The organism is Pantoea sp. UBA7232, assembly GCF_002473195.1.
GTDB classification, from domain to species: domain Bacteria; phylum Pseudomonadota; class Gammaproteobacteria; order Enterobacterales; family Enterobacteriaceae; genus Pantoea; species Pantoea eucrina.
Genome location: NZ_DKTK01000006.1, coordinates 207,394 through 220,773, shown reverse-complemented (window position 1 = coordinate 220,773; position 13,380 = coordinate 207,394). Strand labels below are relative to the sequence as shown.

The window sequence follows — 13,380 nt, the reverse complement described above, 5'->3', positions numbered from 1 at the left end:
AGGCTCCGTCATCGCCTCAGGCCGCGCCGCGTGCGCGTTCAAAGGCGTCTAATGTCTTTTTGCGTGCCGCCTTATGTTCCACGATTGGCAGGGGATAATCGAGTTTCTTGTTATTTTTCTTCGCCCAGACGTGCGGCTGATGAATATCGCTGTCGGGCACATCTTTCAGCTCCGGCAGCCACTGCCGGATAAATGCGCCCTGCTTATCGAACCGTTCACCCTGGGTTGTCGGGTTGAAGATACGGAAATAGGGAACGGGATCGGTGCCGGTAGAGGCTGCCCACTGCCAGCCGCCGTTGTTAGCAGCGAAATCACCGTCAATCAGCTGTTCCATAAAGTAGCGCTCGCCCTGCCGCCAGTCGATAAGCAGATCTTTTACCAGAAAGCTGGCGGTGATCATGCGCAGCCGGTTGTGCATCCAGCCAATGCTGTTCATCTGGCGCATACCTGCATCAACGATGGGATAGCCGGTTTTGCCCGCTTTCCAGGCGTCAAAATGGGCGCTGTCTTTCTGCCAGCTGACGTGATGGGTCCAGTCGATAAACGGCTGATGTTTACAGAGCGCCGGATAGGCCACGATCAGATGGCGATAGAATTCCCGCCAGATCAGCTCACTGATCCAGGTAAAGGCTTTTCCTCCTTTCAGCGCATCAGCATGCTCTTTCACAATCCGATGCAGACACTGCCGGGGTGAGAGTACGCCGGTTGAGAGATAGGCTGACAGCTGGCTGGTCCCGTCGCTGGCAGGTGTATCGCGCTCTAAGGGATAATCCAGTACCGGCTGTCTGGCGAAGGCGCGCAGGCGTTTTAACGCCGCCTGTTCGCCGGCCGGAAACAGCTTTTCATCGGGTTTTTCAGTCGGATAATCAAATGCGGGGATCTTTTTCAGGCTTTTCAGCGGCGCATCACCGCGCGCGGCAGGAGCGCTATGGCACTCTGGCATCCCCTTCTGCAGCCGTTTTACAAACGCTTTGCTGAACGGCGTGAAGACTTTGAACGTCGTATTATTGCCGGTCTGCACGCTACCCGGCGGCAGCAGCAGGCTGTCATCAAATCCTTGACAGGTAATACCCTGCTCATCCAGCTGTTTTTCGACGGCAGCGTCGCGCTCGCGCTCGTTAATTTCATACTGATAGTTGTAAAACAGCGCATCCACCCGATGCGTTTTGCAGAAGTCGCTCAGGTAATTAACCGAAGCAGCAAAATCATCGCACTGATGAAAATGCAGCGGAATGCCGCGTTCCGCCAGCGCCTGCTGCAGCTCACACAGGTTCTGATGAATAAAGGTCGCCTGTTTTGCTGACATGCTATGCTGCCGCCACTGTTTCGGCGTGGCGATAAACAGCGCCATGACGTCAGCCTTTTTATCATGACACGCTGCCGCCAGCGCGCTGTTATCGTTAATACGCAGATCGTTGCGCAGCCAGAGCAGGTGTGTGGTCATGGGGCCTTGTCCTTATTGTCCGTAACGCAGGCGCAGTGCTTCCGGGTAGGGATCGAAATAGCGCTGCTGCGCCAGCCAGGGATGCGGATACTCAGCCATGTAGTGTTTCAGCATAGTAATAGGGGCCAGCAGCGGCTGAACGCCACAGCGATAGCGATCGATCAGCTGCGCCAGTTCCTGACGCTGAGGAGAGCTGAGTTTTGGCCGGAAATAGCCCTGTACATGCATCAGCACATTAGTGTGATTGCGGCGCGATGCGCGATGCGACATTAGCTGCATCAGCCGGTTACGGTACTCAAACGCATACTCTTCCAGCGACGCCCATTTATCCATAGCGGCCACAAAGCGTCCCAGTTCGCGATAGGCGTCCTGCGCGTGCGACAGCAGCAGCAGTTTGTACCGGCTGTGAAAGGCGATCAGTTTGTGCCGCGTCAGTCCGCTGCGCCACATTTCGTTGAACTCATGCAGCGCAAATACGCGCCCGGTGAAGTTTTCGCGCAGAACCGGATCATGCAGGCGGCCATCCTCTTCCAGCGGCAGCCAGGGCATCTCCTGCTGTAAAAAAGAGGTAAAGATGCCGATGCCCGATTTGCGATTATTGTTTGTGGCAGGATCGTAAACGCGCACCCGCTCCAGACCGCAGCTGGGTGATTTGGCGCAGAGAATATAGCCGCAAAGATGGTGCAGCGATTTGACGCGCTCCGCTGACCAGCTGCGCATTTCGCTGGTGACTTCCTGATTGTCATCTTTGCTGAAACAGATATGGATCTGATCGTCGCCCTGCTTCACCAGCCTCAATGCCGGACGCGGTGTGGGCAGGCCGATAGCCATTTCAGGACAGACGGGCTCATAGCGCACAAATTGCGCGAGTTCGTCCGTTGCAAAGGCAAAACGCTTGTGGCCGCCATCAAATCGGACGCTATCCCCGAGCAGGCAGGCACTGATGCCGACAGGAATTTTCTCGCTCATACTTGTACAACCTCCAGAATCTTGTAGAGGTTTAAGTGTAGCGCAAATGGTGATGAATGGCAGGATGTAGCAGGCGCTATAAGGAAAATTTTGTCAAAAAAAGCGGGCGCTTTGGGTAAAAGCGTCCGCCTCAGTCATAAAAAACTCTGTTACCAGTAAATACCGCCTGCCACCTCGGACTGCGCCAGCCATACCGGCTTAGTACTGGTTTTGCACCAGATACGGTGCAGGTAGCTATAAAAACGCGCACGATCGCGGCGAAATAGCATAAAAGGAAGCGCCGCAACGCCTGCAATCAGCACCAGCGTGCGCCGTATAACGATTTTTGGCAGTGAATAGCGTTTATCCATTGCGTTCCTCCTGAGCAATCTGTTGTAAAGTGTGATCTGCCGCAAATATTACTCCTGGCTGCTCACTTTTGCTACTCATCAGACCACTTATTCTGAACTTTTTTTGACCATTTTCCCGCTCCACAGAATGGCGTTACAACGGTGTGAATAACGGGTTATTTTATTGGGGTAAATCGCTGCGCGGACGCCGCTGCGGTTTATTGCTAAAGTAGAGAAAACCGTGTCGCAGGAGCCCACGTGACAACCATTTTGATTGTGGAAGATGAAAAAGAGATCCGCCGTTTTGTACGTCTGGCGTTAGAGAGTGAAGGCGTAAAAATTGTTGAAGCTGAACAGCTGCAGCGTGGTCTGATTGAAGCGGCAACGCGCAAGCCCGATCTGGCGATCCTCGATCTCGGCCTGCCTGACGGTGATGGCATCGCGTTTATTCGTGAAGTACGCCAGTGGAGCACTATGCCGGTTATTGTGCTTTCAGCCCGCAGTGACGAGCAGGATAAGATCGCAGCGCTGGACGCGGGTGCGGATGATTATCTGACAAAACCGTTTGGCATTGGCGAACTGCTGGCCAGGGTGCGGGTGGCTTTACGTCGTCATCAGGGCAGTCAGCCCGATGCGCGCGTGCTGTTTGGTGAAGTCTGCGTTGACCTGGCTGCACGCCGTATCACCCGCAGCGGTCAGGAAGTGCATCTGACGCCAACCGAGTTTCGCCTGCTCAGTCTGCTGCTGAATAACGCCGGCAAGGTGCTGACGCAGCGCCAGCTGCTGAATCAGGTCTGGGGCCCCAATGCGGTGGAACACAGCCACTATCTGCGCATCTATATGGGCCACCTGCGTCAGAAGCTCGAAGAAAACCCGACGCAGCCTGCTCACCTGCTGACGGAAACCGGTATCGGCTACCGTTTTATGCCATAAAAAAAGGCCGCAGCAGCGGCCCTTTTCACTGTATCACCCTCAGGCGTTCTTCAGAACTTCGCTGACAATTTCCACCGCTTCTTTCTCAATCAGCTCGCGATGCTCAGCGCCAAGGAAGCTTTCGCAGTAAATCTTGTAAGCATCTTCAGTGCCGGACGGACGCGCGGCAAACCAGCCGTTCTCCGTCATGACTTTCAGTCCGCCAATAGATGCGCCGTTACCCGGAGCAGCCGTCAGGCGTGCGGTAATCGGATCGCCCGCCAGCGTATCAGCGCTGACCATCTCTGGTGACAGCTTTGACAGCGCGGCTTTCTGTGCCGAGGTCGCAGACGCCTGCAGACGATTGTAGCTTGGCGCACCAAAGCGCTCCGCCAGCTCATCATAGTGCTGCTGCGGATTTTTACCGGTCACCGCCGTGATTTCAGCGGCCAGCAGGCAGAGAATAATGCCATCTTTATCCGTTGACCAGGCTGAACCATCAAAACGCAGGAAGGAAGCCCCCGCGCTCTCTTCGCCGCCAAAGCCAAAGCTGCCGTCGAACAGGCCATCAACGAACCACTTAAAGCCCACCGGTACTTCTACCAGCTTGCGCCCGATATCATTAACCACGCGGTCGATCATCGCACTGGAGACCAGCGTTTTGCCCACGGCAACATCACTACCCCACTGCGGACGATGCTGGAAAAGATAGTTGATAGCGACGGCCAGGTAGTGGTTTGGATTCATCAGGCCAGCTGGCGTGACAATACCGTGACGGTCATAATCGGGATCGTTGCCGAAGGCCAGATCAAACTTGTCTTTATACGCCAGCAGACCCGCCATCGCGCACTCTGATGAACAGTCCATGCGCACCACGCCATCTTTATCCAGATGCATGAAGCGGAAGGTCTGGTCGATAGCGTCATTAACGATGGTCAGATCGAGGTTGTAATGCTCAGCGATACGCTGCCAGTAAGCCATACCTGAGCCGCCAAGCGGATCTACGCCAATTTTCAGTCCCGCTTTCTGAATCGCCGGGAAGTCGATAACCTGCGCCAGTCCTTCAACATAAGGCTGAATCAGATCCTGCTCAACAATGTGGCCGCTCTGCCACGCCTGATCCAGCGGCAGACGTTTCACATCCTGCAGACCGCCTTTGATCAACTGGTTAGCGCGATCTTCCACCACTTTTGTGACGTTGGTATCAGCCGGTCCACCGTTTGGCGGATTGTATTTAATGCCGCCATCTTCCGGTGGATTGTGTGAAGGGGTGATCACAATGCCGTCAGCCTGCGCGCCGCCGCGTTTGTTATGCTCCAGAATAGCATTGGAGATAGCGGGCGTTGGCGTGTAGCCGTTATCCTGCTGCACGATGACATCCACACCGTTCGCCGCCAGCACTTCCAGTACTGACAGAATAGCGGGCTCAGAAAGCGCGTGCGTATCTTTGCCCACGTAGCATGGACCCGTAATACCGTTCTTTTTGCGCTCTTCGGCGATCGCCTGTGCGATAGCCAGAATGTGCTCTTCATTGAAGCTGTGACGTCCCGCGCTGCCGCGGTGGCCAGATGTGCCAAATTTCACCGCATGGTCCGGGTTAGCCGCATCCGGCTTCAGGACGTAATACTGCGAGGTTAATTGTGCAACGTTAATCAAATCGCTCTGCTGGGCAGGCTGCCCGGCACGGGGGTGATTGGCCATTGGCGCTTCTCCCTGACGCTTCAGTTTAAATGGTGCCGCAAACTTTCTCTGTCAGCTCCGGAGGGAACTGCATAGCCAGCATGATGTGCTCCACCATGCTGCATTTACGGCCTGTATTGGTGTTTGTGATGACCCAGTAAGGTGTACCTGGCACATGCTTAGGTTTGGTATGCGTGCCATTTTGCAGCAGCGTATGCTCATCACCGGCAAAATAGACGCGCGTACGTCCCTGCAGCGATGCGGTTGCATCGGCAAATGCATCAGGATCGAGACGATAGAGCGTTGACAAAATCAGCATAAAGCGGTTAACCGCTTTTTTCTGCTCGGCATACTCATCTGACAGCATCAGCTCGCGCATGGCACGCACGCGGTCCTGCGGACGCGCTTCAGGCTCTGCTGCTGCTGTCGCCTCTTTTACCGGGGCCGTTACTGCTGGCGCTGCTGCAGCGCGCGAGCTGGCGGTAAATTTCAGCATGCGACGCAGTATGTCTGAGGCGCTTTCACCGATGTGCTGCGTGTGGCTGGCAATATAACGGTAGAGTTCTTCGTCAACTTCAATCGTTTTCATCTTATTCCGTACGAGTCTGGCAACTAGCAGAATCCCGCATTCTGCAACGCCCTTACCGGTAGCGGGCACGCAGAGAGCCTGGGATCTGACATATTGATTATAAAGTTAAATCCGCAATAGCTGATAGCGCTGGCAACGTTTACGGGCAAAAGTCAGAATATGCCCTAATACCTGGCGACCGCCACCCGGACAGGTAGAATCATGATACCCTAACCCACGCTCTCAACTGTAAGAACTTTAGCCATGATTTTGAATACCCGTCTGCAAACTGCACAATCTGATTCTCACAGCGCACCGGTTTTGCTTATCCATGGCCTGTTCGGCAGCCTGGATAACCTTGGCGGGCTGGCGCGTGGCGTAGCCGATGCGCGTACTACGCTGCAGGTGGATGTGCGCAACCACGGTTTATCGGCGCGCAGCAACAGCATGAGCTATGCTGCAATGGCGCAGGATATGGTTGATACGCTGGATGCGCGGCAGATCACGCAGGTTGATGTGATTGGCCACTCGATGGGGGGCAAAATCGCTATGGCACTGAGTGCGCTGGCGCCTGAACGCGTTGGCAAGCTGGTGCTGATTGATATCGCTCCCGTTGACTATCAGACGCGCCGGCACGATGAGATCTTTGCGGCGATTCGCGCGGTATCCGCAGCCGGCGTGACGCGCCGCAGTGAAGCCGCAGCGGTGATGCGACAGTTTATCCCTGAAGAGGGGATCATTCAGTTTATCCTGAAGTCCTTTGCTGAAGAAGAATGGCGGTTTAACGTGCCGGTATTATGGGATAACTACGCGACGATATCGGGCTGGGAACCTATTCCCGCCTCGGCTCATCCGGCGCTGTTTATTCGCGGCGGCGACTCTCCTTATCTGGATAATCACTATCGGGCCGCGCTGCTGGCCCAGTTTCCTGAGGCGCGGGCGCAGGTCATTGCCGGTGCCGGGCACTGGGTGCATGCAGAGAAGCCTGATGCCGTGTTACGTGCCGTGCGGCGCTTTTTTACGCTCTGAAAGCAAAAGCTTACTGCGCTATGTTTAAGATTGGCGTCGCGTCTGACGCTGGAGTATGATGTCGCGCTAAAATTTTGCCACGGTGGTCAGACACTGTGGCTGGCCGATAATGTGTTTAATCGCGCGGCGCCGTTCGCGCCCACTCAGTTTCGCAAATCATGGCAAAAGAACAGACAGACCGTACCACGCTTGATCTCTTTGCAGACGAGCGACGACCGGGCCGCCCGAAAACCAGCCCGCTGTCGCGCGATGAGCAGCTGCGCATTAATAAGCGCAATCAGCTTAAACGCGATAAGGTTCGTGGGCTACGGCGCGTGGAGCTCAAAATGTCCGGCGAAGCGGTTGACGCGCTCAATACGCTGGCTGAGCAGCAAAATATCAGCCGCAGCGAGCTGATTGAGCAGATGCTGCTGACGCAGCTCAAACTCATATAATTTATGCAGACCGCACACTGGAACACAAACTCTGCGCTTTGCGCGTTCCGCGCTTTTTCAGGGTCTGCTATCATTCGCTTATCTGTATAGTCTGTTGACTTACTCTCACATTCAGGATTTAAGAGGCTACCTAACCCATGGCAATCGTAGGCATTTTCTTCGGCAGCGATACCGGCAACACTGAAAACATTGCAAAGATGATCCAGAAACAACTGGGTAAAGATGTCGCCGAAGTGCATGACATTGCTAAGAGCACGAAAGAAGATCTGGAAGCGTTTGATATTCTGCTGCTGGGTATTCCTACCTGGTATTATGGTGAGGCGCAGTGCGACTGGGATGACTTTTTCCCGACGCTGGAAGAGATTGACTTCAATGGCAAGCTGGTTGCACTGTTTGGCTGTGGCGACCAGGAAGATTATGCCGAGTACTTCTGCGATGCGCTGGGTACGATTCGCGACATTATTGAGCCAAATGGCGCAATCATCGTGGGCCACTGGCCTGTTGAAGGTTACCACTTTGAAGCCTCCAAAGGTCTGGCCGATGAGAAGCATTTCCTCGGGCTCGCCATCGATGAAGATCGTCAGCCAGAGCTGACGAATGCGCGCGTCGAGGGCTGGGTGAAGCAGATTTTTGATGAGCTGCAGCTTAAAGAAATTATTGAGGCATAATGTGTTGCCGTTACCCGATGCAGGCACGGTTAACATCGGGTAACGGAATTGCCTATAAAAATAATAGCTACGCTTTTTTAACTTTTCCCTGCAATTCTGTAGAATACCCGCAACGGTTAACGGCTTATTCCTCTGTCAGCAGGCTGAGGCTGAGTGAACTGAGAACCCAGCACTGTATAATCCCGCCGGCGACAGCAAGAGCGTTACTCCCGCCTCTGGTGATTTCTTTAGCATTTGCCTGGTTTCTATTCGCCTGCCCCGGTTCTATAATGAGACGCAAATGAGAATGCGCGTTAACCACACATTCAAGGCTGTTAAGCCGCAAATGACTAGCAAAGTAACAGGACAATATCCGCATGACTGACAACAATTCCGCATTGAAAAAGGCTGGCCTGAAAGTCACGCTGCCCAGATTAAAGATTCTGGAAGTGCTTCAGGAACCCCAGTGCCATCACGTCAGCGCGGAAGATTTGTACAAACGCCTGATCGATATGGGCGAAGAGATTGGTCTGGCCACGGTATATCGCGTTCTGAACCAGTTTGACGACGCGGGCATTGTAACCCGTCATAACTTCGAAGGCGGCAAGTCCGTTTTTGAATTAACGCAGCAGCAGCATCACGATCATCTTATCTGCCTGGACTGCGGTAAAGTGATTGAGTTCAGCGATGAGTCGATCGAAACCCGCCAGCGCGAAATCGCGACCCGCCACGGCATTAAGCTTACTAACCATAGCCTCTATCTGTATGGTCACTGCGAAGTGGGTGACTGCCGGGAAGATGAAACGCTGCATAACGATAAATAACGTCAGCTACGCTGTAAAATAAAAAAACCGGTGCAGGCACCGGTTTTTTTGTTGCTGCAGTTCAGGCGACCAGTGTCTCCTGCAGATAGCGCCAGCGCGGATTTTCCGTTGTGCAGTCCAGCACCGCCAGCGAAATACGGCTGTGGCTCTCGCCGTTCAGTATCTGCAGTTCGCGATACTGAATGGTGACCTCTTTTTGCTGCTCAGAAATGATTGCATGTTCGCTGGTCGCGATGCGCACTCCTTCACGCTGTCCGCACAGGCGGCGAAAAAGATCTTCAACGTCATTCAGATTCAGCTGTCTGCCCTGTGGCGTAACCATCCGGAAATCAGGATGGAAATGCGACAGCAGCAGCCCCATGGTATCGTTGCTGACATCCGCATGATTAAAAATACGTTCAATGAGCTGATGTAAAACCACAACGCTATGTTTGGCTTCCTGAGCGAGGCTTGTCATTATTTTTCCCTTTTTGCTAGCCACAGACCAAGTCCGGAGTGCGCATAGCCTACCTGAAAAAAAGGATTTAACACGGTCAAATGCGTTAATTTTTTTAAAGTCAGACAAGTCGTAAACCCGCATACCAGCTCGATTTTATTTAACGCAGAATAAATGGTTGCCGGGAAGCAAAAGAGGATAATAAAAAAGGGCGAATGCTCGCCCTTATATAATTTTATGATGCCGGAAGCGGTTATTATTCGCTGCCGATCTTCGCCCAGGTATCACGCAGGCCTACCGTGCGGTTAAATACCAGCGCTGATGGCTGCGAGTAGACGCTGTCCGCGCAGAAGTAGCCCTCACGCTCGAACTGGTATGGCGAGGTTGCTGCCGCTTCGCGCAGTCCTGGCTCCACAAAGCCCTGCTTGATCTGCAGCGAGTCCGGATTCAGGGTCGCGAGGAAATCCTCTGCCGCGCCCGGGTTAGGCACGCTGAACAGACGATCATAGAGGCGGAACTCAGCGGGCAGCGCATGAATTGCGGAGACCCAGTGGATCACCCCTTTTACTTTGCGGCCATCAGCCGGGTCTTTGCTCAGCGTATCCACATCGCAGGTTGCATAGATGCAGGTGATGTTGCCCGCCTCATCTTTTGCCACGCGCTCAGCGCGAATCACATAAGCGTTACGCAGGCGCACTTCTTTACCCAGTACCAGACGCTTATACTGCTTGTTAGCTTCTTCACGGAAATCTGCGCGATCGATCCACACTTCGCGGCTGAAAGGCACGTCGCGCGTTCCCATCTCCGGCCGGTTGGGATGGTTTGGCATGGTGATGATCTCATCATGCCCGGCAGGCAGGTTTTCAATCACGACTTTAAGCGGGTCGAGCACGGCCATAGCACGCGGCGCATTTTCGTTGAGGTCGTCACGAATGCATGACTCCAGCGAAGCCATCTCAACGATATTGTCCTGTTTGGTGATACCGATGCGGCGGCAGAACTCACGAATTGATGCCGCGCTGTAACCACGACGGCGCAGGCCTGAAACGGTCAGCATGCGCGGATCGTCCCAGCCTTCAACCCGCTTCTCGCTCACCAGCTGCGTCAGCTTGCGCTTCGACATCACCGCATATTCCAGATTCAGGCGCGAAAATTCATACTGCCGCGGATGCACCGGAATCGTGATGTTATCCAGCACCCAGTCATACAGGCGACGGTTATCCTGAAACTCCAGCGTACAGAGCGAATGCGTGATCCCTTCCAGCGCATCGGAGATGCAGTGCGTGAAATCGTACATCGGATAGATGCACCACTTGTTACCGGTCTGATGGTGCTCGGCAAACTTAATGCGGTAGAGCACCGGATCGCGCATCACAATAAAGCTGGAGGCCATATCGATTTTGGCACGCAGGCACGCCTTACCCTCTTCAAAGCCACCATCGCGCATTTTCCGGAACAGCGCCAGGTTCTCTTCGACGCTGCGATCGCGATACGGGCTGTTTTTGCCCGGCGCCGTCAGCGTGCCGCGATACTCGCGGATCTGCTCGGGTGACAGTTCGTCAACGTACGCCAGTCCTTTGTTGATCAGCTCGACAGCATAATTAAACAGCTGATCAAAATAGTCGGATGAGTAACGAATGTTGCCACTCCACTCAAAGCCCAGCCATTGCACATCATTTTTGATCGACTCGACGAACTCCATATCCTCTTTAACCGGATTGGTATCATCGAAACGCAGATTGCATTCCCCCTGATAATCCTGTGCGATTCCAAAGTTCAGGCAGATCGATTTTGCATGGCCAATATGCAGATAACCATTGGGCTCTGGCGGGAAACGGGTATGCACACTACTGTGCTTACCGCTCGCCAAATCTTCGTCGATGATCTGACGAATAAAGTTCGTTGGGCGGGCTTCAGCCTCACTCATCTCAAAATCCTCAAACAATAACGGGTGATTTTACCTCGAAGTAACGGAGTATGATCCACAAAGCGCTGAAGGGAAACAACCGTTTGTTGGCGCTTTTAAAACAAAAAAGGCAGGAATCGCTTCCTGCCTTATCGGTTAGACGCCCGGGGTTAGTTTTTCACCTCATAGAGCGGCGTTTCGCCGGCAACGACCGTGCCGGTTGCCAGCAGCGTAAGACCTGCGAAGTCGTCGCTGTTGCTGACCACCACCGGACTGATCATCGAGCGCGCGTGAGCGTTCAGATAGTCCAGATCCATCTCCAGGATCGGCTCGCCAGCGGTAACGGTCGCGCCCTCTTCCACCAGCCGGGTAAAACCGCGCCCTGCCAGCGCAACGGTGTCCAGCCCCATATGCACCACTATCTCAACGCCGCTCTCTGTTTCCAGACAGAAGGCGTGATTGGTATTGAAGATTTTCACTATGGTACCGGCAATCGGTGCCACCACGCGGCTATCCGACGGCTGAATGGCCAGGCCATCACCTACCGCTTTGCTGGCGAACGCTTCATCCGGCACCTTATCCAGCGCCACTACATGACCTGATACCGGTGCCAGCAGCGTGGCAATCGCCTTATGTGTAGCCGCGGGCGCAGGCGCTGCTGCTGCCACAACCGGTTTAGCCACAGGCGCAGCGCTGGCGGCCGCCACCGGGCCTTTGGTCAATACGGACTTCATCGCAGTAGCGATACTCTCCGCCTGCGTACCCACAATAATCTGCACGCTCTGCTTATTAAGACGAATAACGCCTGAAGCGCCGATACGTTTTGCCACACCTTCGCTGACCTGTGCGGAATCTTTCACGTTCAGGCGCAGGCGCGTGATACAGGCATCAATATGCGTCAGGTTTTCAGAGCCGCCGACGGCAGCAATATAGCGACGCGCCAGCGATTCAGTCGCCGTTTCACCGCTACTTTCAGGCGTGACATTCACATCATAACCATCGGTTTCATCATCCGCTGCCAGCTCGCGGCCCGGCGTCAGCAGATTAAATTTGCGGATAGTGAAACGGAAGACGACGTAATAGATCACGAAGAAGACCAGGCCCTGCGGGATCAGCATCCACCAGTGCACCGCCAGCGGGTTACGCGACGAGAGCACCATATCTACCAGGCCGGCGCTGAAGCCAAAGCCGGCAATCCACTGCATGCTGGCCGCAATAAACACGGAAATACCGGTGAGTACCGCGTGGATCACATAGAGCACCGGGGCCACGAACATAAAGGAGAATTCCAGCGGCTCAGTGATACCGGTAAAGAATGCGGCAAAAGCGGCTGCCAGCATAATGCCGCCCACTTTTGCCCGATTCTCAGGACGCGAGCAGTGATAGATAGCCAGTGCCGCACCCGGCAGGCCAAACATCATGATCGGGAAGAAGCCTGCCTGGTAGCGACCCGTAATACCCGGAATGCCGCTGCCGTTAGCAATAGACTGCGCGCCGCCGAGGAATTTTGGAATGTCGTTAATACCCGCAACATCAAACCAGAACACGGAATTGAGCGCGTGGTGCAGGCCAACCGGGATCAGCAGTCGGTTAAAGAAGGCGTATACCCCCGCCCCGACAGAACCCAGTTTCTGGATATGTTCCCCAAAGCTTACCAGACCACCGAAGATCACCGGCCAGACGTACATCAGGATAAACGCCACGACAATCATCAGGAAGGAGACCAGAATCGGTACCAGGCGACGCCCGCTGAAGAAAGAGAGCGCTTTAGGCAGTTCGACATGGCTGAAGCGGTTATACATCTCCGCCGAAAGGATACCCACCATGATACCGACAAATTGGTTTTCAATTTTGCCAAACGCCGCAGGCACCTGCTCAAGCGGCATTTTCTGGATCATAGCGACTGCAGCAGGCGAACAGAGCGTGGTCACCACAAGAAAGCCAACAAAGCCGGTCAGGGCCGCTGCGCCATCTTTATCCTTAGACATACCGTACGCGACACCAATCGCAAACAGTACCGACATATGGTCGATAATCGCGGAGCCTGACTTTATCAGCAGTGCCGCCAGTGCGTTACCTGCCCCCCAGCTGTCGGGATCGATCCAGTAGCCTACCCCCATCAGGATAGCGGCCGCCGGCAGCGTGGCCACCGGCACCATCAGCGCACGGCCGACTTTTTGTAAATAGCCTAATATACTCACC

Annotated in this window: 13 protein-coding genes; 5 read left to right on the top strand and 8 right to left on the bottom strand. The window is 54.3% G+C overall.

Annotated elements, in window-relative coordinates; genetic code table 11:
* Nucleotides 1-16: 16 nt before the first annotated feature.
* The 3 genes from phrB to B4056_RS04390 all read right to left on the bottom strand — a co-directional run bounded on the left by phrB (nt 17) and on the right by B4056_RS04390 (nt 2,763).
* Nucleotides 17-1,444, bottom strand: a complete 1,428-nt coding sequence (gene phrB / locus B4056_RS04400; protein WP_288653935.1) for a deoxyribodipyrimidine photo-lyase — start codon at nt 1,442-1,444, stop codon at nt 17-19.
* Between the two features lie 12 nt (nt 1,445-1,456).
* Nucleotides 1,457-2,413: a YbgA family protein gene (locus B4056_RS04395; RefSeq protein ID WP_039383196.1), complete on the bottom strand. Its 957-nt coding sequence runs from the start codon at nt 2,411-2,413 to the stop codon at nt 1,457-1,459.
* 149 nt (nt 2,414-2,562) lie between these two features.
* Nucleotides 2,563-2,763 carry a YbfA family protein gene (locus B4056_RS04390; protein ID WP_094111652.1) on the bottom strand — a complete coding sequence of 67 codons (201 nt, stop codon included), beginning with the start codon at nt 2,761-2,763 and terminating at the stop codon, nt 2,563-2,565.
* 237 nt (nt 2,764-3,000) lie between these two features.
* Here B4056_RS04390 and kdpE point away from each other — a divergent pair, with 237 nt between their 5' ends.
* Nucleotides 3,001-3,675, top strand: coding sequence for a two-component system response regulator KdpE (gene kdpE / locus B4056_RS04385; protein ID WP_039383191.1), 675 nt, complete (start codon nt 3,001-3,003; stop codon nt 3,673-3,675).
* Between the two features lie 39 nt (nt 3,676-3,714).
* Here the strand turns inward: kdpE and pgm are convergent, their stop codons facing one another.
* Together pgm and seqA are read right to left on the bottom strand one after the other, a co-directional pair.
* Nucleotides 3,715-5,355 carry a phosphoglucomutase (alpha-D-glucose-1,6-bisphosphate-dependent) gene (gene pgm / locus B4056_RS04380; RefSeq protein ID WP_039383189.1) on the bottom strand — a complete coding sequence of 547 codons (1,641 nt, stop codon included), beginning with the start codon at nt 5,353-5,355 and terminating at the stop codon, nt 3,715-3,717.
* Between the two features lie 25 nt (nt 5,356-5,380).
* The gene (seqA, locus tag B4056_RS04375) at nt 5,381-5,923 is read right to left on the bottom strand and encodes a replication initiation negative regulator SeqA (RefSeq protein ID WP_039383187.1); all 543 of its coding nucleotides are present in this window, start codon (nt 5,921-5,923) and stop codon (nt 5,381-5,383) included.
* Between the two features lie 243 nt (nt 5,924-6,166).
* On the opposite strand from seqA, the gene ybfF reads away from it, so the two are divergent.
* From ybfF to fur, 4 genes are all read left to right on the top strand, one after another.
* Nucleotides 6,167-6,931, top strand: a complete 765-nt coding sequence (gene ybfF, locus B4056_RS04370) for an esterase (RefSeq protein WP_113654903.1) — start codon at nt 6,167-6,169, stop codon at nt 6,929-6,931.
* A gap of 158 nt (nt 6,932-7,089) precedes the next feature.
* Nucleotides 7,090-7,365 carry a LexA regulated protein gene (gene ybfE, locus B4056_RS04365; RefSeq protein WP_039383184.1) on the top strand — a complete coding sequence of 92 codons (276 nt, stop codon included), beginning with the start codon at nt 7,090-7,092 and terminating at the stop codon, nt 7,363-7,365.
* Nucleotides 7,366-7,502: 137 nt separating this feature from the next.
* Nucleotides 7,503-8,033, top strand: a complete 531-nt coding sequence (fldA, locus tag B4056_RS04360) for a flavodoxin FldA (protein WP_039383182.1) — start codon at nt 7,503-7,505, stop codon at nt 8,031-8,033.
* Nucleotides 8,034-8,389: 356 nt separating this feature from the next.
* The gene (gene fur / locus B4056_RS04355) at nt 8,390-8,836 is read left to right on the top strand and encodes a ferric iron uptake transcriptional regulator (protein WP_039383181.1); all 447 of its coding nucleotides are present in this window, start codon (nt 8,390-8,392) and stop codon (nt 8,834-8,836) included.
* Between the two features lie 61 nt (nt 8,837-8,897).
* Here fur and B4056_RS04350 read toward each other — a convergent pair whose 3' ends face one another.
* From B4056_RS04350 to nagE, 3 genes are all read right to left on the bottom strand, one after another.
* Nucleotides 8,898-9,293: a hypothetical protein gene (locus B4056_RS04350; RefSeq protein WP_094111649.1), complete on the bottom strand. Its 396-nt coding sequence runs from the start codon at nt 9,291-9,293 to the stop codon at nt 8,898-8,900.
* Between the two features lie 235 nt (nt 9,294-9,528).
* Complete coding sequence (gene glnS, locus B4056_RS04345) at nt 9,529-11,199, bottom strand: glutamine--tRNA ligase (RefSeq protein ID WP_039383178.1); 1,671 nt, start codon at nt 11,197-11,199, stop codon at nt 9,529-9,531.
* Nucleotides 11,200-11,348: 149 nt separating this feature from the next.
* Nucleotides 11,349-13,373: an N-acetylglucosamine-specific PTS transporter subunit IIBC gene (nagE, locus tag B4056_RS04340; RefSeq protein ID WP_039385758.1), complete on the bottom strand. Its 2,025-nt coding sequence runs from the start codon at nt 13,371-13,373 to the stop codon at nt 11,349-11,351.
* Nucleotides 13,374-13,380 lie beyond the last annotated feature (7 nt).

Excerpts from the sequence above, each read along its gene's own strand:
- ybfE (WP_039383184.1), top strand. The coding sequence starts at position 7,090 with ATGGCAAAAGAACAGACAGACCGTACCACGCTTGATCTCTTTGCAGAC.
- B4056_RS04395 (WP_039383196.1), bottom strand. The coding sequence starts at position 2,413 with ATGAGCGAGAAAATTCCTGTCGGCATCAGTGCCTGCCTGCTCGGGGAT.
- B4056_RS04390 (WP_094111652.1), bottom strand. The coding sequence starts at position 2,763 with ATGGATAAACGCTATTCACTGCCAAAAATCGTTATACGGCGCACGCTG.
- fur (WP_039383181.1), top strand. The coding sequence starts at position 8,390 with ATGACTGACAACAATTCCGCATTGAAAAAGGCTGGCCTGAAAGTCACG.
- seqA (WP_039383187.1), bottom strand. The coding sequence starts at position 5,923 with ATGAAAACGATTGAAGTTGACGAAGAACTCTACCGTTATATTGCCAGC.
- pgm (WP_039383189.1), bottom strand. The coding sequence starts at position 5,355 with ATGGCCAATCACCCCCGTGCCGGGCAGCCTGCCCAGCAGAGCGATTTG.
- glnS (WP_039383178.1), bottom strand. The coding sequence starts at position 11,199 with ATGAGTGAGGCTGAAGCCCGCCCAACGAACTTTATTCGTCAGATCATC.
- phrB (WP_288653935.1), bottom strand. The coding sequence starts at position 1,444 with ATGACCACACACCTGCTCTGGCTGCGCAACGATCTGCGTATTAACGAT.
- ybfF (WP_113654903.1), top strand. The coding sequence starts at position 6,167 with ATGATTTTGAATACCCGTCTGCAAACTGCACAATCTGATTCTCACAGC.
- fldA (WP_039383182.1), top strand. The coding sequence starts at position 7,503 with ATGGCAATCGTAGGCATTTTCTTCGGCAGCGATACCGGCAACACTGAA.
- B4056_RS04350 (WP_094111649.1), bottom strand. The coding sequence starts at position 9,293 with ATGACAAGCCTCGCTCAGGAAGCCAAACATAGCGTTGTGGTTTTACAT.